This window comes from Candidatus Bipolaricaulota bacterium (assembly GCA_035528115.1).
Classification (GTDB): domain Bacteria; phylum Patescibacteriota; class Patescibacteriia; order UBA11705; family DATKZF01; genus DATKZF01.
This window is the reverse complement of sequence record DATKZF010000003.1, coordinates 320,059-344,408: the sequence shown is the minus strand read 5'-3', so window position 1 is coordinate 344,408 and position 24,350 is coordinate 320,059. Positions and strand designations below refer to the sequence as shown.

The 24,350-nt window shown below is 44.2% G+C and carries 18 protein-coding genes, 6 tRNA genes and 1 rRNA gene; 13 read left to right on the top strand and 12 right to left on the bottom strand.

The window, feature by feature from the left end; genetic code table 11:
* Positions 1-3: 3 nt before the first annotated feature.
* Positions 4-1,533, bottom strand: coding sequence for a hypothetical protein (locus VMX18_03650; protein ID HUT22462.1), 1,530 nt, complete (start codon positions 1,531-1,533; stop codon positions 4-6).
* A gap of 443 nt (positions 1,534-1,976) precedes the next feature.
* On the opposite strand from VMX18_03650, the gene VMX18_03645 reads away from it, so the two are divergent.
* From VMX18_03645 to VMX18_03610, 8 genes are all read left to right on the top strand, one after another.
* Positions 1,977-2,702, top strand: a complete 726-nt coding sequence (locus tag VMX18_03645) for a YebC/PmpR family DNA-binding transcriptional regulator (protein ID HUT22461.1) — start codon at positions 1,977-1,979, stop codon at positions 2,700-2,702.
* Positions 2,689-3,192, top strand: coding sequence for a crossover junction endodeoxyribonuclease RuvC (gene ruvC, locus VMX18_03640; GenBank protein ID HUT22460.1), 504 nt, complete (start codon positions 2,689-2,691; stop codon positions 3,190-3,192). Before VMX18_03645 ends, ruvC begins: the two co-directional genes overlap by 14 nt.
* Positions 3,193-3,201: 9 nt before the next feature.
* Complete coding sequence (locus tag VMX18_03635; protein ID HUT22459.1) at positions 3,202-4,770, top strand: PKD domain-containing protein; 1,569 nt, start codon at positions 3,202-3,204, stop codon at positions 4,768-4,770.
* Positions 4,754-6,145 (top strand): sugar-transfer associated ATP-grasp domain-containing protein, encoded by a 1,392-nt coding sequence (locus VMX18_03630; protein HUT22458.1) that lies wholly within the window; start codon positions 4,754-4,756, stop codon positions 6,143-6,145. Before VMX18_03635 ends, VMX18_03630 begins: the two co-directional genes overlap by 17 nt.
* A 4-nt stretch (positions 6,146-6,149) precedes the next feature.
* Positions 6,150-7,019 carry an ATP-grasp domain-containing protein gene (locus tag VMX18_03625; protein HUT22457.1) on the top strand — a complete coding sequence of 290 codons (870 nt, stop codon included), beginning with the start codon at positions 6,150-6,152 and terminating at the stop codon, positions 7,017-7,019.
* Between the two features lie 37 nt (positions 7,020-7,056).
* Positions 7,057-8,121 (top strand): hypothetical protein, encoded by a 1,065-nt coding sequence (locus VMX18_03620; GenBank protein HUT22456.1) that lies wholly within the window; start codon positions 7,057-7,059, stop codon positions 8,119-8,121.
* 63 nt (positions 8,122-8,184) lie between these two features.
* On the top strand, positions 8,185-11,001 hold the full coding sequence (locus VMX18_03615) for a PBP1A family penicillin-binding protein (protein ID HUT22455.1): 2,817 nt from the start codon (positions 8,185-8,187) through the stop codon (positions 10,999-11,001).
* A gap of 327 nt (positions 11,002-11,328) precedes the next feature.
* Positions 11,329-14,388 carry an AAA family ATPase gene (locus tag VMX18_03610; protein HUT22454.1) on the top strand — a complete coding sequence of 1,020 codons (3,060 nt, stop codon included), beginning with the start codon at positions 11,329-11,331 and terminating at the stop codon, positions 14,386-14,388.
* Positions 14,389-14,499: 111 nt separating this feature from the next.
* Here VMX18_03610 and VMX18_03605 read toward each other — a convergent pair whose 3' ends face one another.
* From VMX18_03605 to VMX18_03595, 3 genes are all read right to left on the bottom strand, one after another.
* The gene (locus VMX18_03605; protein ID HUT22453.1) at positions 14,500-15,216 is read right to left on the bottom strand and encodes a hypothetical protein; all 717 of its coding nucleotides are present in this window, start codon (positions 15,214-15,216) and stop codon (positions 14,500-14,502) included.
* Between the two features lie 156 nt (positions 15,217-15,372).
* Positions 15,373-16,896, bottom strand: coding sequence for a hypothetical protein (locus VMX18_03600; GenBank protein HUT22452.1), 1,524 nt, complete (start codon positions 16,894-16,896; stop codon positions 15,373-15,375).
* Positions 16,897-17,005: 109 nt separating this feature from the next.
* A tRNA-Gly gene (locus tag VMX18_03595) sits at positions 17,006-17,080 on the bottom strand.
* A gap of 87 nt (positions 17,081-17,167) precedes the next feature.
* Here VMX18_03595 and VMX18_03590 point away from each other — a divergent pair.
* Entirely contained in the window at positions 17,168-17,932 is a 765-nt protein-coding gene (locus VMX18_03590; GenBank protein ID HUT22451.1) for a ZIP family metal transporter, read from the top strand.
* 190 nt (positions 17,933-18,122) lie between these two features.
* Here VMX18_03590 and VMX18_03585 read toward each other — a convergent pair.
* From VMX18_03585 to VMX18_03560, 6 genes are all read right to left on the bottom strand, one after another.
* Positions 18,123-18,197 (bottom strand) — tRNA-Gly (locus VMX18_03585).
* Positions 18,198-18,338: 141 nt separating this feature from the next.
* Positions 18,339-18,596: a GIY-YIG nuclease family protein gene (locus VMX18_03580; protein HUT22450.1), complete on the bottom strand. Its 258-nt coding sequence runs from the start codon at positions 18,594-18,596 to the stop codon at positions 18,339-18,341.
* 60 nt (positions 18,597-18,656) lie between these two features.
* A tRNA-Pro gene (locus VMX18_03575) sits at positions 18,657-18,733 on the bottom strand.
* 176 nt (positions 18,734-18,909) lie between these two features.
* Positions 18,910-18,984: transfer RNA gene (locus VMX18_03570), tRNA-Phe, on the bottom strand.
* Positions 18,985-19,050: 66 nt separating this feature from the next.
* Positions 19,051-19,127 (bottom strand) — tRNA-Ile (locus VMX18_03565).
* A gap of 90 nt (positions 19,128-19,217) precedes the next feature.
* A tRNA-Val gene (locus VMX18_03560) sits at positions 19,218-19,294 on the bottom strand.
* Between the two features lie 15 nt (positions 19,295-19,309).
* Between VMX18_03560 and VMX18_03555 the strand changes: the two genes are divergently transcribed.
* The gene (locus VMX18_03555) at positions 19,310-19,459 is read left to right on the top strand and encodes a hypothetical protein (GenBank protein ID HUT22449.1); all 150 of its coding nucleotides are present in this window, start codon (positions 19,310-19,312) and stop codon (positions 19,457-19,459) included.
* A 70-nt stretch (positions 19,460-19,529) separates the two neighbouring features.
* Here VMX18_03555 and VMX18_03550 read toward each other — a convergent pair.
* Positions 19,530-21,015, bottom strand: a 16S ribosomal RNA gene (locus VMX18_03550).
* A 248-nt stretch (positions 21,016-21,263) separates the two neighbouring features.
* Here VMX18_03550 and VMX18_03545 point away from each other — a divergent pair.
* Genes VMX18_03545 through VMX18_03535 form a run of 3 tightly spaced genes read left to right on the top strand, consistent with a single transcriptional unit; the run spans position 21,264 to position 23,379 of the window.
* Positions 21,264-21,755: a hypothetical protein gene (locus VMX18_03545; GenBank protein ID HUT22448.1), complete on the top strand. Its 492-nt coding sequence runs from the start codon at positions 21,264-21,266 to the stop codon at positions 21,753-21,755.
* On the top strand, positions 21,756-22,652 hold the full coding sequence (locus VMX18_03540; GenBank protein ID HUT22447.1) for an SPASM domain-containing protein: 897 nt from the start codon (positions 21,756-21,758) through the stop codon (positions 22,650-22,652).
* Positions 22,653-22,695: 43 nt separating this feature from the next.
* A complete protein-coding gene (locus VMX18_03535; protein ID HUT22446.1) occupies positions 22,696-23,379 on the top strand; it encodes a hypothetical protein in 684 nt (227 codons plus the stop codon).
* A gap of 289 nt (positions 23,380-23,668) precedes the next feature.
* Here VMX18_03535 and trmD read toward each other — a convergent pair whose 3' ends face one another.
* Positions 23,669-24,340: a tRNA (guanosine(37)-N1)-methyltransferase TrmD gene (gene trmD, locus VMX18_03530; GenBank protein ID HUT22445.1), complete on the bottom strand. Its 672-nt coding sequence runs from the start codon at positions 24,338-24,340 to the stop codon at positions 23,669-23,671.
* Positions 24,341-24,350: the final 10 nt, after the last annotated feature.

Below are 24,350 nucleotides of genomic sequence, written 5' to 3'. Positions count from 1 at the left end.
GATTCAATCGTTGTTTTTAAGGTGAAAAATTGCGCTTTCAGCGTCTTCGAATTTTTTTTCAGCCAAAAAGTTATTTTCCAAATTGTTTAAAAAAAGCGCGTGATTGTTTTTCTCCACAAAGACATAGTTTGCCTGAAAATCGTTTTTAATTATTAGATAAAGTTCGTCCGCTTGGCTGCCCGAAGAGATGCTCATCCATTTTTTCGACAATTCCGGGTTGAATAAATAGGTGAATGTCGGATCCAGGCCGCCGATATAATAATTGCGGTCATTGTGAAACCACAGCATGGGAAAATCATCCCAATCGGTGTGAAAAACAATTGACCCTTCGGCCGTGTTTTCAGCCAGCCAAGCCGCGGCGCCGCTGAATTTGTCAACGGAGTGCTTGGTTTGAAATATTTGGATGGTCGAGCTGAAATTGGCGAGGATCAGTCCGGCCAACAAAGCGGTCAAAGACAGGCAAAACCATTTCATTTTGACGCCGAGGCCTCCCAGCAATTTTTTCAAATCCAATTCACGGGATAAAAAAGCGATGTAGAGAATAAAAAATGGCGCGAAATATTCGATATACCTTCGCGACTTCAAAGTGACGGCGAAAAAGATGATAAAAGAGAAGGTCAGAAAAATGTGTCGCCAATTAAGTTTTGCTTTTTGATCCATAATCGCTTTCAGCGAAAAAATCAAAATGCCCCAGAGGAAAAAAGTGCCGGCCGCCAAAGTAATGAAATCATAAGGCAGCCATTCCGAGCCCACGTTGAGCTGATTTTGATAATTGATCAGGCCGATTTGAACCACTTGCTGCCAATAAAAATTCAGATTTTGCGGAAAATATGGATTGATCACCAGGCCCGCCGCCAGTCCGGCCAAAGTCAAGCAGGCGGCGCCGAGTAAATGATTTTTTAATTTCTTATCCATTTTTTTATTTTCCACTATTTGGAAAAGAATTCTGGCAACGATATAGCAAATTAAAACGATAATGCTTATCGGCCAGCCGCCATAACTGCAGACAAAAAGAGCGCTGATGAAAAACAACGGCCATTTTTTTTCAGCCATAAGCGCCCAGATAAAAAACATCAGCAAAAGCAGGGCCAACCCAATGGCTTTATTCATGCTCAGTCTGGCGTAAAGCGGAGCGGTTAGAAATAAAAATGAAGTGAACAGCCAGGAGTATTTTATTTTATTTTTTTTGAGGAAAAGAAAAAATACGGAGACAAAAGCGGAATTGATGAAAAGGTTGCCCAGTTTGAGCGCGTATTCCGAGGGGAAGATTTTGGTTAGCGGCGCGATCAGCAGATGAAATCCGAGGTGATGATCGACAAAGCCGTCTTTGAGCGTGGCGAATTGCGTCCAGGGAAAAGATTTGACAAGGCCGCGCTCGGCGATCGTTTCGGAAATTTTGGCGTGATAAAATCCGTCCGGGTCATAGAACGTGTGGGGAAATTGGGTCAGGGAAAATAAAAACAAGGAGATACAAAAAACAATGATAGTTTGCCAGAAAAGAGACATTTTTATTTTTGGGAAAATATTTTGCATGAAACATTTGGGGGCCGCCGTAGAGACGCGCCGCGGCGCGTCTCTACGGCGGCCGCATATCCGCGCCCCGTTGCCTTATCATTATATCATCAAATTAACGAATAAAACGAAAATCTCCGCCAAGCATGGCCGCGGAGATTTTCGTTTTTGTTTTTATTTAAACAGAGAGATTTTCCCCTCCTGTTTTTGATTTTTTCTTGTCGATACCGCCGATAAAAGTCGAGTTCAAATTTGTGTTATTATTATCTTGCATAATTTTTGAAAAATTTGCAACAAGAGAAATTTAAGAAGTGTGTATAACTATACTTGAGTGTGCCGGCGGCTTGATTTTAAGACTTGTTTTTGGTATATTTAATACGAGCCTCGCGGCGCTAATCTTTGTTTTATTTCAAGCAAGACCTCCATTTTCTTTATTTTTTATATTTTATATTTTATTTTTGAATATGTCAGGCCATTCCAAGTGGGCAACGACCCACAGGCAAAAAGAAGCGTCAGACAAAAAGAAAGCTTCGGTTTTTACGAAATTGGCGCGAAATATTATCCTGGCGGCCAGGGAAGGGAAAGATCCCGAGGCCAATTTTAAGTTGCGGCTGGCCATTGACCAAGCGCGCGCGAGCAATATGCCCAAAGACAACATCGAGAGAGCCATTGCCAGAGGCGCGGGAGAGCTGGGAGGAGATGTTATCGAAGAAGTTTTATACGAAGCTTTCGGTCCGGCGGGCGTCGGACTTTTAATCGAGGGAACCACGGACAATCGCAACCGAACCGTTTCCGACGTGAAGGCTGTTTTCAATAAAATGGGCGGCGCTCTCGGCGGCGCCAACTCGGTGAAATGGATGTTCGAACAAAAAGGCGTGATCAGAGTACCGGCGGACGCCTTGGCTGGCAAATCAGAAGACCAGGTGGCTCTGGAAATCATAGATTTTGGAGCTGATGACGTTAAATCGGAAGAGGGCGGGTTAACGGTTTTGACGACGCGCGAGAATTTGAAAAATTTGGAAAATGAAATCAGGCAAGCCGGCCTGTCGCCGGATTACGCGGGTCTCGAATGGATCTCCAAAGAAAAAGTTGAAATATCGGCTGATGATAAGGCCAAGCTTGAAGAGATAATCGAAGCGCTGGAAGACTCGGATGATATAAGCTGCGTGTATTCAAATGCCAAAAATTAAATCCACAATTATTTTGGGGGTCGATCCGGGTTTGGCGGACACCGGTTACGGCGTTATTTCAAATATCCTCGGGCAAGATTCCTTGTTGGAGTACGGCTGTATTCATACCGAAAGCGGTCTTGAATTTTCCCATCGGTTGCTTGAAATTCACAAAAAGCTCGGAGAGCTTATTAAAAAATATCGGCCCGACTACTTATCCGTCGAAGATCTTTTTTTCGCCAAGAATGCCAAAAGTGCCTTGAAAGTCAGTCAAGCGTGCGGCGTGATCAGTTTGACCGCCAGCTTGGCAAGCGTGCCCGTTTTGGTTTTTACGCCTTTGCAAATAAAGCAGGCTTTGGCCGCTTATGGCCGAGCCGACAAAACACAAGTTCAAAAAATGGTTCAAATATTGTTGAATATGGACGTTCTACCGACGCCAAGCCATGCGGCCGACGCGCTGGCCGCGGCCATTTGCGCATCAAATTCTTTAAAAATGTTGAGAGTGAAATAAAAACAAAATATGAAAAAATTTTTAGCCTTGTTGGTTTTATCGTTTATGGCCGGCGGTCTGTTATTAAATTCCGCGATCGCGGCTGAAACAAACAATCAAAGCGAAATATTGCAAGTGCCCCTCAAAGCCGTATCGGGCGGAGACCGTAACGTGGTCGTCGGCCGGCAGGTGCTGTTTTCAGCGGCCGGATCGAGTGTTCCCGAAGGTTCGGAAGTGGAATATATTTGGAATTTCGGCGATGACGGACGAGCGACCGGCAGCGAAGCGGTTTACACTTACAAAAATCCGGGTTTTTATCGAGCCAGCCTGACTCTCCAAAATAAATTGACCAACGAACAATCGGTAGATCAATTTATTGTTTCCGTGGATAAAGATTTGATTATTTTAATCACGGATCACACCATTTCCGCGGAAGAGATAAATAATCTGCAAATGATCTCCAGCACCCAAGGTATTTTGATCGTGAATATTAAAAACGAAACCAAGGATTTGGACCTGGCCGTGGAAAATGAGTTGGCGCAAAAAATAATCGAATCAAAAGAAAACATCAAACAGGCGAAAAATATTATTATTTGGACGCAAGGCAATATCGGCCTCAATGCCATGATTGACGCCGCGCAAGCGTTGGGCGCCACCGGGTCTCCCGACCGCACGGGCTTGGTCGATTTCGGCTTTTCCAACAAGGTCATCATCAACATAACCAATAAATTCGCTTCCACCTCCAGATTGGCGCAAACATTGTTCAATCTGGTGGAACCTCAATTTATAGTTTTGGCTGACCAGAGCGCGATCAATAGCTCCGTAACGGTTATTAATTTGGATTCATTGCTTCGCGATTTGAAAGAAGACGACATCGAGTATCAGATTATCGGTCTTCATACTCAGCGGGAAATACAGCAGCTTCGGCCTTGGAATTTTTTGGCTTACGCCATCAGTTACATGGTCAATCAAGGCGTGCCCATCAACACCCTTTACCTTTTATTGGTTTTGCCGGTCATCGCCACCATTTTATCATTCAGCCGGCAGTTCATCGGATTTAAAGCCTTCGGCATTTATACGCCCGCGATCATCGCCTTATCGTTTCTGGGCACGGGCATTGTTTACGGTTTGATTATTTTCGGCATTATTATCGCCATCGCCAGCATCGGCAGGATTCTGGCTAAAAAATTAAGGTTGCTTTATCTGCCCAGGATGGCGCTGATTTTGATCCTGGTCAGTTTAACGATTTTCGCTTTGCTGCTTGGCGGCGCGATGATAAAAGACGCCGGCATGCTCACCATTTCCATTTTTCCGATTTTGATTCTCATTGTTTTATCCGAAAAATTCGTGTCCGTGCAAATTGAAAAAGGCAATAAGGCGGCGATCATGCTGACGCTGGAAACTTTGGTGTTGTCCAGCTTTTGTTATTGGATCGCCAGTTTGCAATTTACCAAGTCGATATTACTCGGCTATCCCGAAGTGATATTTTTGTGCATTATCGTCAATATGATTTTGGGCAAGTGGGCCGGCATCAGATTGGTCGAATACATAAGATTTAGAAAGGTTATAAAAAATGTTGAAGATGCTGAAAAAAAGTAAAGGTATTTTGGGCATGAACGCCCGGAACCTGCAATTTGTCAGAAGATACAATAAATCTTCTGCCGTTAAAATCGCGGACAACAAACTTTTATCGAAAGAGGTCTTGTTTGAAGTCGGTCTGCCCGTCGCGGATTTGATCGCCGTGATTTCAGACCGTCAAGAATTGTATAATTTCGACTGGGATCTTTTGCCTTCAAGTTTTGTGTTAAAGCCCAACATGGGACTCGGCGGAGAAGGCATTATCGTCACCTTCGGTCGCAAGAGAAACGGCGTTTGGATCATGTCAAAAGACAGGGAAATCACCTTGGATGAAATCAAAGAGCATGCCAGCAATATCTTGGACGGTGATTATTCGAAAAGCCACGCGTCAGACATCGCTTTTTTCGAGGAGAGATTGAAGATTCATCCCAGTTTTAAACTTTACGCGTATAAGGGCATTCCCGATATCCGCATTATCGTGTTCAACGGCGTGCCGGTCATGTCCATGCTGCGGCTGCCCACCAAAGATTCGGGAGGCAAAGCCAATCTGCACATGGGCGGCATCGGCGTGGGCATTGATATCACTACGGGAATTACCACTCGCGCCATTTTAAATAACAAATTGATCGAATATCTGCCGGGCACGAGATTTCCGATGAGTGGCATTAAAATTCCTTTTTGGAACAAGATTTTGGAAATCGCCATTGAGTCGCAACAAGCCACCAAATTGAATTATCTTGGAGTCGACGTGGCCATTGATCGGGAAAAGGGGCCGGTTATTTTGGAATTGAACGCGCATCCGGGCTTATCCATTCAGATCGCCAATATGGCGCCGCTCAAAGAACGTTTGCTTCGAGTGCAGGGTTTGAAAATAAAAACAGTGGCCAAGGGTATTAAGGTGGCCAAAGAACTTTTCGGCGGAGACGTGGAGCAAGAGATTGAAGAAATTTCCGGCAAACAAGTGGTCGGCATTATTGAGCAAGTTAAAATTTTAGGCAAGAATAAAACCAAAGCGGTTGAAATCGAAGCCAAGATAGACACCGGAGCGGGTATTTCCGCGATTGACGAAGAATTGGCCATTGAGCTGGGATTTCAAGAAGCGATTGATTATTACAATTCATTCAACATCAAAAGCGTCCTGACCAGGGAAGAAATGGAGGAGCTGTCCGCGAAAAAAGTTTTCAAAGAATTGGAAAAACACCCCGACATCGTGGCCGTGGCCAAGACCTTGAGCAGCCACGGCGCCACTTACCGCATCGAAGTGCCGGTGACCATTAATTTATCCGGTTTCGATATTAACACCCGCGTCTCGGTCGTCAGTCGAAAAGAGCTGGCTTATCAGGCGATCATCGGTCGCCGCGATTTGCAGCGATTTTTGGTTGATCCGTCTAAATAATATTATGAAAATACTCATAGTGGGACCTGAAAATTATGCCAATCGAGCGCTGGCCAAAGCGGTCAAAGTTCGCGGTCATCGGGTTAAGCTGGCGTCCATTGTTGATTTTTGTTTTGTTTTAAAGGATAAAAAATTTATCGTGAAGATCGGCAGGCAAGACATCCGGGACTTTGATATTTGTTTGATCCGCGGCATTTATCCGTATATGGAAAAAGCGCATACCATTGCCAAATACCTCAAGCGTTGCGGCAAAGAAGTGGTTGATCGTGAATTGTACCGCAAAGTATATGTATTCGACAAAATGTTCGGCTATGCCGCGCTCAGCTATCATGGGCTGCCTTGCCCCGACTGTTGGTATTTTTCCGACATCAAAGAATTCAAGAAAAGCGGAGTTAAACTGCCTTTTCCGGTATTGGTCAAGGATATTCAGGGCATGCATGGAAAAAATATTTTCAATGAGAACAGCAATAATCAGTTGTTGAAATTTTTGAGCAAACACAAGATAAATGATTTTTTTATTCAGGAAATTATAGAGGCGGATCATTATTACAGAGTTTTTGTTATCGGCAATGAATCTGTCGGGTCAATAAAGCGCTATACATTGAGTTATCTTAAAAATCATCGGGTGCCGCTTGCACAACGCAGCCAAAAACATGTTTTGAGCAAAAAACAAAAAGACTTGGCCGTCAGAGCGGCCAAAGCCGCCAATACCGACATTGCCGGGGTGGATTTGATTTATGATCGGGACGGCAAACCTTATATACTGGAGGTCAATCGCTGCCCGGGTTTTGAAAGATTGTCTTTGGTCACCGGCATAAATATCGCGGATAGAATTATTAAGTTTTTAGAAAAAGTATATCGCGAGAAAAAGTAGCTGAAGATATTTCCCTTAAAAAATAAATTCAAACTCTATGTTAAAACCGTGGCAATTTTTACAGTCCAGCACATATCTTCTCGCCAAAGAATCGGAAGACAGGGAAATTGAGGTAAATAAAATTTTTACGGAGGGGCCGATGGCCAAGGACAGTTTGTTGGAATTGAATTATAAAGGACATCGCGAAATAATCGTTGGCCAGAGAACATCTAAAACGGATTGCATCGCTTATTGGATTCAAAAAAACAAGCAATTGGCCAAGTTTTTTTTCAAAAAAGCCGGTATAAACGTGTCTGAAGGACAAATTTTTAATTATAGCGACAGTCGAGAAATATTAAGTTTTTGTCATAAAATTAAATTTCCCGTCGTTATTAAGCCCTTGAGCGGCATTCAGGGAAAACATGTTTTTGTTGATTTGAATTCCGATCAAAAGGTCAGAGCGGCTTTGGCGGAATTCAAAAACACCAAATTTAAAAAAATTATCGTGGAAAAAATGTTTTTCGGCAAAGAGTATCGTTTATTGGCAACGAAGGATAAATTCGTGGCCGCGACGCTTCGAGTGCCCGCCAATGTGGTGGGAGACGGCTTTCACACGATAAAGGATTTGATTAAGGAAAAGAATATGGATACCAGAAGGGGGATGAGTCATGAAAAAAGTCTGGTTAAAATAAAAGTTGACGAGGCGGTCAGAATGAATTTGAAAAAACAAAAAAAGAATCTCGATTGTATTCCAAAAAAAGGAGAGCAAATTTTTTTGAGAGCCAATTCCAATATATCCACGGGCGGGGACAGTTATGACTCGACTGAAGATATTCATCCGGAAGTGAAAAAATTGGCCGTGAAAGTAATCAGAGCAATTCCCGGTCTGGGTTTTGGCGGGATCGATTATCTGACAACCGATGTCACCAAAAAGCCAAACAAAAAAAATTATATCATTATTGAAGTCAATGATTCGCCAATGCTCAGTATTCATCATGAACCGTACTCCGGAAAACCTCGCAATGCCGCGGGAGCGATTATAGATCAGCTGTATCCGGAGACCGTGAAGAAATTAAAGCGAAAAAAGCCAAGTAAAAAGAGTCGTGGCTCGGCGAAAAGATGATTGATTTGCAAATTTGACGAATATTGCTAAACTGTAAATTGCGGTAAATTTAACTTAAATATTATGCCGATTCCTTATATCAAATCTAAAAGCACGCTGGACCGCCAGCCGAAAAAAAGAGGCAAATTCGATTATAAATTATGGCTTCGCCGATTGATTTTGGCCGGCATTTTTTGCTTTGTTATCGGCGTGATTTGTTTAATCGGCGCTTTCGCCTGGTTTTCGCGCGACTTGCCCGATCCGAACAAAATAATGGAGCGAGACATCGCTCAAAGCACGAAAATTTACGACCGCACCGGCCAGACCGTTTTGTATGAAGTTCATGGCGAAGAGAAAAGAACTTTGGTGCCGATCGAAGAGATACCGGACACGGTCAAATGGGCCACGATAGCCGTTGAAGACAAAGATTTTTATAAGCATCACGGATTCAGTTATACCGGAGTTTTGCGCGCGGTGATTTTCGGCGGTTCGCGCGGCGGAGGCTCGACCATTACTCAGCAATTCGTGAAAAACGCGATTTTGACTTCGGAAAAAACTTACACCAGAAAAATAAAAGAATTGATTTTGTCTTATCAGATGGAAAAGAAATTTACCAAGGACCAGATATTGCAAATGTATTTGAATGAAATTCCTTACGGGTCGGTGTCTTACGGCATCGCCGCGGCTTCTCAGACTTTTTTGGGCAGAGATGTCCGGGATTTGACATTGGCCGAGAGCGCTCTTTTGGCCTCATTGCCGCAACGCCCGAGCTATTATTCGCCTTACGGCAGCAATCAAGATGAATTGATCAATCGCCAGCATTTTGTTTTGGATAAGATGGCCGAACAGGGTTACATCACTCAAGAGCAGGCCGATGAAGCCAAAAAAGAGGAGATTTCTTTTCAACAAAAATCGGAAAGCATCATCGCGCCGCACTTTGTCATGTATGTCAAAGAATTATTGTCTGAAAAATACGGAGAGAAAACATTGGAAGAGGGTTTAAAAGTCATCACCACCTTGGATTTGGACAAACAGCTGATAGCGGAAAAAGCGGTGACCGAAGGCGTGGAGGCCAGAGGCGAGCAATACGGTTTTTCCAATGCCGCCTTGATTTCTTTGGATCCGAAAACAGGACAGATTCTGGCCATGGTCGGTTCCAAAGATTTTTTTGACGATTCCATTGATGGCCAAGTTAATGTGACCACCAGGCCTCGGCAGCCCGGTTCATCGCTTAAGCCAATGGTTTATTCCGCCTTGTTTGAAAAAGGATTTTCTCCGGAAAGCATTTTATTCGACGTAGTGACCACTTTCAGCACCGGCGGCAAGCCGTACACTCCGCACAATTATGACAATGCCGAAAGAGGTCCGGTCAGCATCAGAAAGGCTTTGGCCGGCTCGCTCAATACTACGGCGGTCAAAGCGCTGTATTTGTCCGGCGTGGACAATGTTATAAATTTATTGGAAAAATTCGGTTATACTTCATTTCAGGATCGCAGCCGTTTCGGCTTGGCGCTCGTTTTGGGTGGCGGCGAAGTCGAATTATTGGAACACGCCAACGCCTACGCGGTTTACGCCAACGAGGGGAAATACGTGCCGTCAGTCGCGATTTTAAGAATAGAGGATAATGGCGGTCAATTGATCGAGGAATTCGAAGATCCCGATCCCAGAGACGTGATCGATCCCAATATTTCGCGCATGATCAGCAGTGTTTTGTCTGACAATGAAGCGCGAGCATACGTTTTCGGAACTCAAAATCCGTTGACTTTGGGCGGCCGGCCCGTCGCGGCCAAAACCGGCACCACCAATGATTATCGCGATGCTTGGACCATGGGCTACACGCCCAATTTGGTGGCCGGCGTCTGGGTGGGCAATAATGATAACAGCGAAATGAAAAGAGGCGCGGCCGGCGGCGTTGTGGCAGCGCCGATCTGGCACGCTTATATGGCGGAAGCGGTCAAAGATTTGCCCATGGAGAGTTTCGCGGGCTACAACAAACCGAAAACGGATAAAGCGATTTTAAACGGCAGTTATACCGCGGAAAAAACGGAAAAAATAGATAAGTTCAGCGGCAAGTTGGCCACGGAATACACGCCCGCTTCAGCCATTGAAGAAAAAACCTTCATGGAAGTTCACAATATTTTGCATTATATCAGAAAAGAAGATCCGTTGGGCTCGGCGCCGACGGAAAATAATTTCGATCCCGAATATAAAAATTGGGAAGCGGCGGTGCAGGCTTGGCTTGATAAAGCCTCCGAGAAAGCCAAGGCCGAGGGCAAAGAATTGGAATTCGCCAAAGCTCCCACGGAATATGATGATGTTCATTTGCCGGAATTAAAGCCGACCGTCAGATTCACTTCGCCGCAAAGCGGGCAAGATATAACGGATTTGAATTTATCGGCTCAGATTTTCGCCAACGCTCCGCGCGGGATTCGCCGGGTTGAATATTATTTGGACAACGATTATATCTTTACGGCCGGCAGCGCTCCTTATTCTCTTTATTATCAAATTAAATCCGATACGGTCAACGGTTACCATAATTTGAAAGCGATCGCCTACGATGACGTTGATAATTTCGCCGAGACATCGATTGACATAAATATTAAAGCCGATCGGCCGGCTCCGAGCATGACCTGGATGTTCCCGGCGGTGGGCGGCGATTATTCGATTGATAATTTCCCTTTGGTGGTGAAGGGGCGGTTGACCGATTTGAGTCAAACCAAGGAAGTGAAGTTTTTTTACGATTCGACCGAAATCGGTTCCGTTCAAAATCCGGATTCGAAGACGGTTTTTGTCTCCTGGACTGATTTTCCCGGCTCGGGCAGCTATGCCATCAGCGCGCAAATCATTGATAAAGCGGGGCAGACTCACGCGACCAGCGCAATTCCAATAACCTTGAGATAATTTGAAGAAGAGGCCATTTCCGCCTCTTTTTTGTTTGAAAATATCTACATGGCGGGCTTGTTCGGAGGTTTGAAATGGGCTATAATATTAATTGTATAATTGGTTTGTTACGAATTACAAGATTCTATTTAGCTTTCTGTTACGAATTACAATCGACTATTTAGCTTTTAGGTAATTTGTTACTAATTACAAGATTCTCAGGTTTAAAGCCATTGATGAATGTAATTTGTAACAATACAAATAAAGAGCTTTTTAGTGAATGTAATTAGTAACGATGCTTCATTGTTACGTGATCCATGACCCAGGACATATCGTAATCTCAAAAACATGTATTTATCAAAAATAGAAATCCAAGGATTTAAATCGTTCGCCAAAAAGACGGTCTTGGAATTTCCGGAAAAATCGCACAAAGACAAAGCGGCCAACAGTGTCACGGCCATTGTCGGGCCGAACGGTTCTGGCAAATCCAACATCTCCGACGCTGTGCGCTGGGTTTTGGGCGAGCAAAGTTTGAAATTGCTTCGCGGCAAAAAATCCGAAGACGTTATTTTTTCCGGTTCGCCGAGTCTGGCCAGGCAGGGTTTTGCCGAGGTTTCTCTTTTTTTGAACAACGAAGACAAAAAATTGCCCATTGATTATTCGGAAGTGGCCATCACTCGCCGAGTTTATCGGGACGGCGAAGGCGAATACTTGATCAATAAAAACAAAGTCAGGCTTTTCGATATTTTAATGCTTTTGGCCAAAGCGAATTTCGGCCAAAAGTCATACAGCATCATCGGCCAAGGCATGGTTGATTACGTGATCAATATTTCCCCGACCGAGCGCAAAGAATTTTTCGACGAAGCCACGGGCATCAAGCAGTATCAAATAAAAAGAGATCAATCGGTCAATAAGTTGCGGAGATCCAGGGAAAACTTGGATCAATCAAACGGCATTTTGGCCGAACTGGAGCCGCGACTGAAATCCTTGACTCGGCAGGTTAAAAAGTTGGAAAAAAGAAAAGAATTGGAAGCGGCGCTCAAGGATTTGCAGGAAAAATATTACGGCTATTTATGGAAGGATCTTTCGGGCAAAAGAAAAAATTATAATCGCGAATATCAGGTTCAGGAAAAAGTCAGAGCCGAAGCCGCGGCCGAATTGGGTGAGTTGCAGCGCCAATTGGCTGAGCTGGCCCGTCAGGAATCAAGAAAAGATCTGTTTTATAATTTGCAAAAAGAATACAACAAGCTTCAGGCTGAAAAAAATCAGATGCTGGGAGACTTGACCGTTTTAAAAGGCAAGTCGAATTTGGAATATTCCAAACTCGGCAAACAAAACATTTCCTGGATGGAAGAAAAAAAGGAAGAAGTTTTGTCTCGAATCAATGAAGTGTCCGAGTCTTTGTCTCATTTGCAGACCAAGCTGGAGCATCAGCGAGGCATGCTGGCGGAAAAGCAAGACTGCTATCAAGAGGTATTGAAAAATATTACGCTTTTTTCCAATAATTTGGAGGCGGCGCAAAACGATTTGGCGAAAATCAAAGGCCGCGGCGGCCAGGGCTTTTCCTCCAATCAGCAGGCCGTGGCCGCGATTTTGCGTCAGCAAAATCATCTCAAGGGTATTTTCGGCAGCGTCAGCCAGCTGGGCAAAGTCGATGAAAAATATCAGATCGCTTTGGAAGCGGCGTCCGGCGGTCGGCTCGGCTCGATCGTGGTCAAAGACGAGGACGCGGCCATCAGGTGCATAAATTATTTGAAAGAAAACAGGTTGGGCATCGCCACTTTTTTGCCGCTGACCAAAATCAATCCTTTTGAGTCAAGATCGGATCATAAAAATATTTTGGCGGAGAGAGGCGCCATAGCGAAAGCGATCGACTTGGTGTCTTTCGATCCCCAATTTAAAAAGATTTTTTCATACGTTTTGGGCGACACCATCGTGGTCGATGAAATGAATTCGGCCAAATCCATCGGATTCGGCGCGGTCAGAATGGTGACTTTGGATGGAGATTTGGTGGAAAAAGCCGGTTCGATCCGCGGCGGTTTTCGGCGAATCCGCGAAGCCGTGTTTTCATTCGGCGCCAAAGCCGCCATTGCTGAAATTTCGCAGGAAACGAAAATGCAGGAAATAGAAACCCTGAAAAACAAATTAAACAATTCGTCGAGAGAAAAAGAAATTCTAATCAATGAGATAAACGACTTGAAAGTTAATATTGAAGTCAATGACACCAAGGAAAAAGGTTTGAAAAACGATTTGGGCGGACTTTCGGTGGAAAAAAGAAAAGTGGTCATGGAGCTTGAAGAAAACAAACTGTCTCCAAAAGATCAGCCCAAGTTTTTGGTTGAAGTCAGCAGGCAAAAGAAAGAATTGGAAGATCGTTTGCAGTCTTTGGAGAAAAAGATTTTGGTCAGCAAAGAAAAAATGGACAGGTTCAATCTCGAAGAAGAAAAAAAGACCGCGCAGGTTTTCAAACTGCAAGAAGAAATGCAAAAAAAGCAGGCGGAAGTCAATGAAATAACGGACAAAGTAAATCAAGCGAAAATCATGCTGGCCAAGCTGGAAGCCAAGGCCGAGGATTTGTCGCGGGAAATCGGGCAGGAGCTGGGAGATAGTATAAATCCTGATAATCTGCCTGAGCCCAAGGGTCAGCTCAATATCGATCAATTGTGGCATGAAATCGGCAAGATAAAACATGATTTGGATTTGATCGGCGGTATTGATCCGGAAATAGTCGGCGAATACAGCGAAGTCAAAGAAAGATATGAGTTTTTGAGCGGCCAGCTGAAGGATTTGGAAAAAGCCATCGCCGATTTGGAACAAATAATCATCGAACTCGATAAAGTGATCAGAGGACAATTCGAATCTTCATTTAAAAAAATCAATAAATCTTTCAGCGAATATTTTCAGAAAATTTTTCAAGGCGGCAAGGCCAAGCTGAGCTTGGTTCAGTCGGAAGAAAGCTCAAAGGACGAAAAAATTCCGCAGATTGAAGGCCAAGTCGTCGAAGAGCCGGTTGAAAAGGAATATTTTGATAAAAAATACAAACCGGTAAATCAAGGTATAGACATCATGGTCTCTCCGCCCAATAAAAAGATTGTTCATATCACGGCGCTCTCGGGCGGCGAGCGCACCATGACTTCGATCGCCTTGCTGTGCGCCATCATAGACAGCAATCCCTCGCCGTTCGTGGTCATGGATGAAGTCGATGCCGCTCTCGATGAGGCCAATTCCGAGCGCTTTGCCAATATCATTAATGAGTTGTCTTATAAAACGCAGTTTTTGGTCATCACTCACAATCGCGTAGTCATGCACTCGGCCGATATTTTGTATGGCGTTTCCATGGGCGATGACGGCGTGTCGCGAGTGTTATCCATTGATCTGAAAGAAGCGGAGAAAATAGAAGCGAAATAGCAAGCCTGAATTTAATTTGATATAAATAAGCATGGATTTTTTTTCCATGCTTTTAAAATCAAAAGGCGGCGGAAAGATCTCGATCTTTCCGCCGCCAAGAATCCTCTGCCTCTACTCGGCCGGGGTGTGAACGAGCTGCACGCGCACTTTGTGCGGCAGCAGGAAGCACTCGCTCTGCTCCTCGCGCAGAGCCAGGTCCTCGCGCATGCGCTCGAGGTGCTCGGGCCGCGGCGTCCAGAACGTCTTGGTCCGGAGCGACTCGGGCAGTTCGGCCAGGCTGATCGGCTCGAACGAGACGACGAGCCGGCCGGCCGCTTCTTTCACTTCGGCGTTGAGCGCGAAGTACTTGAAGACGACCTGGCCGCCGACGAGTCGCCGGCACCGAATGAACAGTGTCGGAAACTCGACGCCCCGCGCGATGCGGAGCTTGCCGAACCGCAGGAACGACGAGCGGTCCCTGGTGTTCATGAAGAGAAAGCACTGACTCTCGCTTTCTCTGCCGAACAGGATCTCAACCCCGGCGCCGGTGTCCGGGTCCTCCTCCGCGCAGGACACGCGCAAGGAGACCTCGAACGAGTCGAAGTTTTCCTCGAGCCCCTGCGGCAGTTTGTACCAGAAGGAGTCCCCGGCTCCTTCGTTGACGACTTTGAGGAACCGACAGGGCAGGCGGGAGCCATTACTATAGGCGTTGACCCCGAGGAACTTGGTCGAGGTCAAGGCCGGCTCGAGTTCTGCCGGCAGTTCTTCGGGATCCTTGAGCACGAGTCCGCATCCCCCGAGCGCGAGCTCAGGGAGCTCACTCGTCGCCACAAAGCGTTTTATTCCCATCGATCTCCTCCAGGGTTGCAGTGTTGCGATTGATAGTCTTTTCGGACAATCAAAAAATTATATCACAATTCTAATATTTTGTAAAGGTTTTCTGTTAAAATTTGTCTTAAATTAAACAAAAAAGCCGCTTTTGACGGCTGTTTTTCGGGTTTAATATTATTTTGTAAAAAAGAATCCCTTAAATTCAAATTCATCAATGTTTTCAATGTTTCCCAAGTAATAATTCAGAGCCGAATCAGGCATGTTTTGCTCTGATAACGTGAATTCATCCGTGTAGTCGATCGGATTGACGTAATTTGCGAGAACATAAAAGTTTTTAATTCCTGAGTTTATTTCAATGTCATTGCTGAAATATTTGGCAGTGTCAAAATTTTCCAAAATCGAATATTCGCTCGTCACGCCGGAAAAGTCGTAAAGCTTGTATTCGGGCAGATAATAGCCGAGAGCTCGAATGTCCTCGTTTTCGTATTTATCGACTTTATTTTCCGCGTTGAAATATTGCCCGCGCAAAATCAGGATCAAGGATTCTTTGGGATCAAGCGTTTTGATGAAAGAAATATAATTGTTCAAAAGAGTGTCACGAGCGCGAATCGAGACATAATTTATTTTTTCGATTTTTTCATTTTGAAAATATTTTTGCGGGTAAATAAAACAGCAAATTTGTCCGATTAAAACGGCGATCAATAAAATCAGACCCCATGATTTGTTTAGGAGCTTGGATACGGGGTAGATGATCAACAAAGAAAAAAGTGAAATTATGCCGAGAAGATAGCCGACCTCGCCGAAATGAACGAGCGCGTAAAAAAAGATTAAAAAAGCGGGCGAAATCAGAAAATAAAAAAGTTTTTTTTCTTTGAGGAAATTCAAATTTTTCTTGATGAAAAAGAACGCGACTAAAAGAGAAGCGCTCACGGAAAAAATTAAACTTTTAATTAAAAACATCAGTTGCGATTTTTGAGAAAATGATTCATGAGCTGACGTAAGTTGTCCTTTGATTAAAGCGGACAGATTGTGCCAACCGACTGTTTTCGCGAAAGGAATAAACCAGGCGGAAAAAATGATTAGAAAGGCAGCCGCGCCCAAAAAAATATTCTTGATTTTATCTTTGCTGAAAATCCAGTGGATAAAAAGTATGGGCGCGGCTGCCAAAATAATCGACGGCCGAAAGCCCATTAAAATGGCAATAATGCCAACGGACAAAGCAAATCTGTTTTTTTCTCCGACAATCGACTCATAAGCGAAAAAAGCCGTCGATAATATGGCCAATGATTCAAAGACGTAGGTATTGGCAATATCGCGATAGTACCAGAAAACAGGATTGAAAATAAAAAGCAGAGCGATTATAAAAGATGTTTTTTCATTTTTGGAAATTTCCAGTGTCAATTTATGAAGGAAAATCAAGGCGAAAAATCCGGCCAGAAAATTGATGACCAAAAAGCAAGCATTGATATTTGAAATGAAATAATTAAGACCCTTGGCGCAAAAAATAAATAAAAAATAGCCGGGCGGATGAGGCTGATGATTTTCGAGATTGAAGTTTTGCGTTCCCAAAGCGAATTGCCCGGCGTCCCAATTGGCCAGGTAATGGGAAGCGAAGAATATCGTGGAAATCGCGTAAATTAAAAAAAGACAAATTAACGCTTTGTTTTTTAAAATTAGATTTTTTATTTTTTCGCTCATGTAGGTTTTATAATTTGAGAATGCCCCTCGGCATGCTCGGGGCACTCGCCTCGGTCAATAATGGTCGAAGACCACGAGCGAGGTCTGAGCTTGCGAAGACCGAGTCGAGTGGAGCGGGCGAGCGGAATCGAACCGCCGTTCTCGGCTTGGGAAGCCGATGTAATAACCACTATACGACGCCCGCGAGCATTATTATTTTAGCAATTCCTGAGGCTTAAAACAAGCGTTGAGCGCTTGATTGCGCCTTGATATTTTGCTATGCTGAGAGCATATGCAAATCATTCTTTGGACAATCGGAGCAACTTTTTTGGTCAGCCTTTTATCGTTCGCGGGCATCTTGGCATTGCTGTTAAAAGATAAATTGCTTGAGAAAATTTTATTGCTTTTGGTGGGGTTTTCCGCCGGATCGCTTTTGGGCGGGGCTTTGCTTCATCTGATCCCCGAGGCGCTGGCGGAAAAACCGGCGATCTCCATAACCTTTTTCATCTTGTCGGGATTCACGTTGTTTTTTATCATCGAAAGGGTTTTTCACTGGCACCACAATCATAAATGCAAAGGCGAGTGCGATGAGAAAAGACATCGAAAAGCGTTATCTTATATGAATTTGATCGGCGATGGTTTTCATAATTTTATCGACGGCTTGGTGATTGCCGCTTCTTTCGCGGCTGATTTTCATCTGGGGTTGGTGACAACATTGGCGGTTATTACTCATGAAATTCCGCAGGAGATCAGTGACTTCGGAGTTTTAATTTATGGCGGTTTTACTAAAGCAAGAGCCTTGTTTTACAATTTTATGTCCGCGCTTATCGCGGTTGTTGGCGCTGTGATCGGTTTGATTTTGGCCAGACATATTGAGGGCGTTACGCCGCTGCTTTTGGCCATTACCGCCGGCGGATTTATCTATATTGCGGCCTCGGATTTGATTCCCGAGCTCAATCGCGAGCTGAAGCTTAGCAAATCGATTCTCGCGTTTATTTTCTTTTTGCTGGGTTTGGGCTTTATGTTGCTGTTAAGATTGTTTTTTGAGGTGGCGTAAATTTTTGAGATTATTTTACTGATATAAAAAAGCTTCAACGCAATGTTGAAGTTCTTTTATTGGAGCGGGTAACCCTTCGACTCGTTCGGTAAAGCCTCTCTCGCTCAGGGCAGCGGGAATCTGTTTTGCTCTTGGTATGGGTTCGATTCCTAAATAAAAAAACTCCAACACATCGTTGGGATTTTTTTATTGGAGCGGGTAACGGGAATCGAACCCGTATATTCAGCTTGGAAGGCTGACATAATAGCCATTATACTATACCCGCCTGCGCTCTCACTATGTTCGAGCTTCGGCGGGTCTTCGACTCCGAGGTCTGACGATCTCGTCGCTCAGACTCGAGGAGCAGGCCCGCCATCTCGTAGGCATGTTGAAATTTTAGCGGGGTAAACCCGCCAAGCGATTTAAATTATATGAATCTTTTTTTGGCAAAAGCCCTTCCTGATCCGGATTTAAGATATTTCTCAAAAGCGATAGCTTTTTCTCTATTGCTAAGAGCGCAATAAAATATAATTTTCCATGGTTTATATTTTGCAGTATGCTTGGATAATCCTAAATTATGCTTAATCAATCTTTCGTCAATATCAACTGAATATCCCTTATAAAATTCATCATCTTTAATTAAACTTTGTGCTATATAAACAAAATATTTTAAATGGTTTTGCATATTTTTTTGGCTGGCCCGCCAGCCGAAGCCCCGACGAGCGGAGCGAGGAGGAGCGAAGGCTGGTCGGGGTGGTGGGACTCGAACCCACGGCCTCATGCTCCCAAAGCAAGCGCGCTAGCCAACTGCGCCACACCCCGTGGATTAAATTATAAATTCTAAACACTAAATCCTAAACAAATTCCAAACAACAAATATCAAATAACAAACAAAAATAAAAAAACCCTTCCATAAACTCAGGGCACTCGCCTCACTTCGTACATTCAGGTGGTGGCACACCATGAGCGAGCCCGAGTGGCACCGAGGGCGAGTCGAATGGTGCCAGGTCCCAGAATTGAACTGGGGACGCAAGGATTTTCAGTCCTTCGCTCTACCACTGAGCTAACCTGGCCCGACTTCGCCAAGGCTTTGTCGGGCAAGCATCTTATGGCCTGCCAGCCGAAGCTTTAGCGAAGGCTGGTGGGCGTGATAGGAATCGAACCTATGACCTCAGCATTATCAGTGCTGCGCTCTAACCAACTGAGCTACACGCCCGTAAAAAGTTAAAAGTGAAAAATTTTGGAGTCCCGATGAATCGGACCGATTTCTAAAAGTTGGCCTGCCAGCCGAAGCTTTAGCGAAGGCTGGTGGGTGCTCGAGGAGTCGAACCCCGGACTTCTTCGGTGTAAACGAAGCGCTCTAACCAACTGAGCTAAGCACCCTAAAGGGAACCGACTATGGCTTTATTCTATCGGATTATTACAAAAACTTCAATAGAAACTATATCAAAAATGTATGAAATAGTCAATGTTTTATTGAATAAAAAAACAGCCAATCAGGCCGCTTTTTTTATTTACAACAGAAAATTGATAGAAAGGAAGTCCTGACTCCGATAAATCGGAATCTCGACCGAATTTGAATAAGCAATGTCAAGGTCACTTATTCGATATCTCCAAGAAAGGAGGTGATCCATCCACAGCTTCCGCTACGGATGCCTTGTTACGACTTAGCCCTTATCATCGACCCCACCTTCTGCCTGCTTACACAGACATTCGGATGTTGCCGACTCTCTTGACTTGACGGGCGGTGTGTACAAGACCCGAGAACGTATTCACCGCGCCATGGCTGATACGCGGTTACTAGCGATTCCAACTTCATGAGGTCGAATTTCAGACCTCAATCCGAACTGAGACCAGCTTTACAGGATTAGCTCCACCTTACGGTTTGGCGTCCTATTGTACTGGCCATTGTAGCACGTGTGTAGCCCAAGGCGTAAGGGACATGCTGATTTGACGTCATCCCCACCTTCCTCCACGTTATACGTGGCAGTCCCCCGATAAATATATAAATCGGGGCAGGGGTTGCGCTCGTTTCCGGACTTAACCGTACATCTCACGACACGAGCTGACGGCAACCATGCATCACCTGTCTAGCACCCTCGAAGGAGTCCCAGTTTCCCGGGATTTGCAGCTAGATGTCAAACCTTGGTAAGGTTCTCCGCTTATCGTCGAATTGAACCACATGCTCCACCGCTTGTGCGGGTCCCCGTCAATTCCTTTGAGTTTTAGTCTTGCGACCGTACTTCCCAGGCGGGATACTTAACGCGTTAGCTTGGTTCAGCGACTCTGAGAGGGTCGATACTCTCAATGTCTAGTATCCATCGTTTACGGCGTGGACTACTGGGGTATCTAATCCCATTCGCTCCCCACGCTTTCGTCCATGAGCGTCAGTGCCGTTCTAGCAAGCTGCCTTCGCATTTGGTGTTCCTGCCGATATTAACGCATTTAACCGCTACACCGGCAATTCCGCTTGCCTCTCCCGGACTCTAGTTTATTAGTTTCAGCAGCGCTCCCTAAGTTGAGCTTAGGTCTTTCACAGCTGACTTAACAAACCGCCTGCGGACGCTTTACGCCCAATTAATCCGGACAACGCTTGGGGCCTTCGTATTACCGAGGCTTCTGGCACGAAGTTTGCCGCCCCTTATTCCTCAGGTACCGTCATTTGTTCTTCCCTGAGAAAAGATTTTTACACCCCGAAGGGCGTCTTCAATCACGCGACGTCGCTCCTTCACCCTTGCGGGCATTGAGGAAGATTCTCGACTGCAGCCTCCCGTAGGAGTCTGGGCAGTGTCTCAGTCCCAGTGGTGCTGGTCGTGCTCTCACACCAGCTACCCGTCGTAGCCTTGGTGGGCTTTTACCCCGCCAACAAGCTGATAGGTCATAGGCCTTTCTCAAAGCGCCTGAACTTTATTTCGACAACTTGAGCTGTCGAAACATATCGGGTATTAGCGCCCCTTTCGAGGAGTTATTCCCGTCTTTGAGATAAGTTACCAATGTGTTACTACCCCGTTTGCCACTATCCGACCGAAGTCGGACCGTTCGACTTGCATGCCTTATCCACGTCGCCAGCGTTCGTCCTGAGCCAGGATCAAACTCTCAAATAAATTTGACCATTTTGAAAAGAGTTGGTCAAAACTCTGAAAAAAAGTAAACAATGGACTTCTTTCTATCAATTTTCTATTGTAAAGATCAATGTGGTAAAGATTATATCGCAATATAAAAAAGATGTCAAATCTTTTTTTGGTTCCAAAAGGTGGATTAATTGTGGGTAGTTTTTACGGGATTTTTGAATATTTTCAAATAATATTCTAAAATGCGAGTGGCAAAGCCTAAACAACGAAAGGAGACGGAAATGCCAGGATTGAACCTTGAAAACAAGTATAGAATATCTCCGTTCACGCACTTTTATAAGGGAGATGAGGCCCTTTGTCTCTATCATTCTTTGGGAATTAGCCCAATCTTTTTTCCCATGAGCAACGAGCCATTCATTCAATGGTTGACCGGCACTTTGTTTATAAGGGAAGAATTTGTTGACCATTTGAGAATGGGACAGGATGATTCGGAAAAAATGTTCGAGCTTCTTCTGTCGAAGAAGTTCATTGTCTTGGATACGCATGACAGTCAAGCAGAACTGGAGTCTTTTCGTTCAAAGCAGATGATATGGGGCGTCTCTGTAATGTACTTGTTGCTGACTGATAAATGCAATCTATCATGCAGGTATTGTTTTGTCCGAAATAGTTTTCCGTCCACATACCGTCCTGCTTTGATGTCTGAGTCGACCGTGGATGCGGCGATTCAATTTTTCGCCCGCCAGGTGACATTGGCCAGTCATTCTGAATGCTAGGTGATTCTTTATGGCGGGGAACCTTTGATTAATGAGCGAGGTCTGAAAAGGGCCATTCTGTCAATTCTTTCCTTTGTGGAGAGGTCACAACTGCCTAAAAAGACCGACATTTCGATTATTACAAATGGTACCTTGTTGACCAGGGAGATAGCCGTTTTTTTGAAAGAGCATGGGGTTACTGTGGTTATTTCAATCGACGGCCCGGCCGCATTGAACCTTAACCGCAGTCAGAGTCATAAAACAGTGAGGGCAATTTTTGCGGGGATGGAATTACTGCATCAAGTGGGCGCAGAGTTCGGGATCTCCTGTACCTTGGGTGAAGAAAGCCTGAGGGACTTTGATCAAATTTTGGAATGGATAGATAAAACGCCGGCAATCAAAAGTGTCGGTTTCAATATTGTTAGGCCAATACCACCATATGCAGTCTCGGATGATTATGGCGAAAGGGTTGCCAAGGCCTTGATTTCTGGATTTGAACATTTGAAACGCAGGGGAATTTATGAAGATAGAATGGGTAGAAAGTTCGATGCGTTTGTCATGGGGAACTGCCACCCCTATGATTGCGCTGGGTGCGGTAGTCAGATTGTGGTATCTCCCAAAGGGAGCGTAGGTATTTGTGCGGGGTTTTTGGGAACAGGTAAATATTTCATTACCGACGTGAAGGAGCAGTCTTTCGATTTCCGAGGTTCTGCGGAATTCAAATACTGGGGACAAAGATCTCCGTTGAATATAGCCCATTGCTTTTCTTGTCCGGCGTTGGCAATATGCGGTGGAGGCTGTCCTTATTATGCCGAAATCAAACATGGGAATCTCTATGATATTGATGAGGTGTTCTGCGTCCATGCAAAAAGGACGCTTGAATACCTCATCTGGACGTTTTACAAGTCTTTGCGATAGTGTTTCGAGATGGTAAACTTACATTGAAGTTTGCCATTTTTTTATGAACCATCCTAAATTACTGTTTCGTCTAGATGAAAAGTTGGATTATAAAATAGCTTGCCAATTTAGAAAAATTAAATTTGGAGGTTTTTCTTTTTTTGAAAAAGGTATTTTGAATTCGCATCCTGAATTGAAAAAGAAAGGAAGAATAAGTCCATGTGTACTAAAGTCATACACGGCCTCATATTATAAAACGCATTTAAAAGATATATTGAAAGCGAAAGTTGCATCTGAGAAGGCGTGGGATAGAAAAAGTGATGAATTTTTTTGTTTCGCCGAAGAGTATTTTAATTGCCACCCCTTCCCAAAGGGGGTATACAAGTGCTATTTATCTATCTGGAATTGCAATCCACGGGATATAAAGAATAAGATATTTCAGGCATATTATAAAAGGGTCGGTATAATTGAAACAATTATTCATGAAATGCTTCATTTTATTTTTTATGATTATGTTTTTGCAAGGTTCCCAGCGTTTACTGGCAAGAAGAACGAGAATATATTATGGGCGGTTTCTGAGATTATAAATATACATATAATGAATTCCAGTAAATGCAAAGAAAAGTTTAACATCGGAAAGCAAAAGCCTTATCCGGAACATGAAAAAATTTATAAAAATTCTATTGAGCTTTATCGAGACGCTAATATTGACAAATTATTAAAGTACTTATTTTTGAAATTAAAATGAGAAGGGTTTTTCCTTCTCACTTGAGAGACGCTTTCTCGGGATGCGTTGTTACGCCCCGAAGTTGAACCTGTATTCGTTTTGGGGTGTTGTTGGTTTGTCCTGAGGGGCCTTGCAGCTGCAGGCGCGGCAGACCTGGTGGCAGGGCAAGTTGCAGAGAGCTTGGATTCCTTGAGAAGGCGCGTTCACCTTCAACTTCTCGAAATCCCTGATTTGTGGAATCAGAATTTTGCGTTCCCCGTTCATTGGTTGCTCCCTTACTCGCGAATAGCGAGTTTATTTTTTTATTTTATCAGACCTTGTTAAAAAAATCAAACTTTTTTGATTGGCGTTGTCGCCACTCGTTTATTTTCAAATGGTGGCCCGAGAGTAAGATTTCCGGCACCGCGTATTTTTTGCCACCAGCTTTAAATATTTCGGGCCGAGTATATTGAGGATATTCCAAATAACCTTTTTGGGAATGAGATTCTTCTTTCAAGGATTCCTTTTTGCCCAGTACTCCGGGAATCAATCTTGAGATGGAATCAACTAAAACCATGGCGCCCAGCTCGCCCCCGGTCAAAACATAATCGCCGATGGAAATTTCCTCATCAATGAAATTTTTGATTCTTTCGTCCACGCCTTCATAATGTCCGCAGATTAAAATCAGCTGATCCAATTTTTTGTATTTTTGCGCTCTTTGCTGAGTCCATGTTTTGCCGCGAGCGGACAATAAGATAACCTTGGAGTTTTTTTTGCGTCTGATTTTTTTTAAGGTTTTGTAAATCGGCTCGATCATCATGACCATGCCCGGTCCGCCGCCATACGGCTTGTCATCGGCGGTGTTGTGTTTATCAATCGCGTTTTTTCTAATGTCATGGATTTTGATTTGAATTTTCTTGTTTTTTTGAGCGCGTCCCAAAATACTCTCATTTAGATAAGAGTCGAAGATTTCTGGGAAAAGAGTTAAAATGTCGTATTTCATATTATGAAAT

Excerpts from the sequence above, each read along its gene's own strand:
- VMX18_03650 (HUT22462.1), bottom strand. The coding sequence starts at position 1,533 with ATGCAAAATATTTTCCCAAAAATAAAAATGTCTCTTTTCTGGCAAACT.
- VMX18_03645 (HUT22461.1), top strand. The coding sequence starts at position 1,977 with ATGTCAGGCCATTCCAAGTGGGCAACGACCCACAGGCAAAAAGAAGCG.
- ruvC (HUT22460.1), top strand. The coding sequence starts at position 2,689 with ATGCCAAAAATTAAATCCACAATTATTTTGGGGGTCGATCCGGGTTTG.
- VMX18_03635 (HUT22459.1), top strand. The coding sequence starts at position 3,202 with ATGAAAAAATTTTTAGCCTTGTTGGTTTTATCGTTTATGGCCGGCGGT.
- VMX18_03630 (HUT22458.1), top strand. The coding sequence starts at position 4,754 with ATGCTGAAAAAAAGTAAAGGTATTTTGGGCATGAACGCCCGGAACCTG.
- VMX18_03625 (HUT22457.1), top strand. The coding sequence starts at position 6,150 with ATGAAAATACTCATAGTGGGACCTGAAAATTATGCCAATCGAGCGCTG.
- VMX18_03620 (HUT22456.1), top strand. The coding sequence starts at position 7,057 with ATGTTAAAACCGTGGCAATTTTTACAGTCCAGCACATATCTTCTCGCC.
- VMX18_03615 (HUT22455.1), top strand. The coding sequence starts at position 8,185 with ATGCCGATTCCTTATATCAAATCTAAAAGCACGCTGGACCGCCAGCCG.
- VMX18_03610 (HUT22454.1), top strand. The coding sequence starts at position 11,329 with ATGTATTTATCAAAAATAGAAATCCAAGGATTTAAATCGTTCGCCAAA.
- VMX18_03605 (HUT22453.1), bottom strand. The coding sequence starts at position 15,216 with ATGGGAATAAAACGCTTTGTGGCGACGAGTGAGCTCCCTGAGCTCGCG.
- VMX18_03600 (HUT22452.1), bottom strand. The coding sequence starts at position 16,896 with ATGAGCGAAAAAATAAAAAATCTAATTTTAAAAAACAAAGCGTTAATT.
- VMX18_03590 (HUT22451.1), top strand. The coding sequence starts at position 17,168 with ATGCAAATCATTCTTTGGACAATCGGAGCAACTTTTTTGGTCAGCCTT.
- VMX18_03580 (HUT22450.1), bottom strand. The coding sequence starts at position 18,596 with ATGCAAAACCATTTAAAATATTTTGTTTATATAGCACAAAGTTTAATT.
- VMX18_03555 (HUT22449.1), top strand. The coding sequence starts at position 19,310 with ATGGCTTTATTCTATCGGATTATTACAAAAACTTCAATAGAAACTATA.
- VMX18_03545 (HUT22448.1), top strand. The coding sequence starts at position 21,264 with ATGCCAGGATTGAACCTTGAAAACAAGTATAGAATATCTCCGTTCACG.
- VMX18_03535 (HUT22446.1), top strand. The coding sequence starts at position 22,696 with ATGAACCATCCTAAATTACTGTTTCGTCTAGATGAAAAGTTGGATTAT.
- trmD (HUT22445.1), bottom strand. The coding sequence starts at position 24,340 with ATGAAATACGACATTTTAACTCTTTTCCCAGAAATCTTCGACTCTTAT.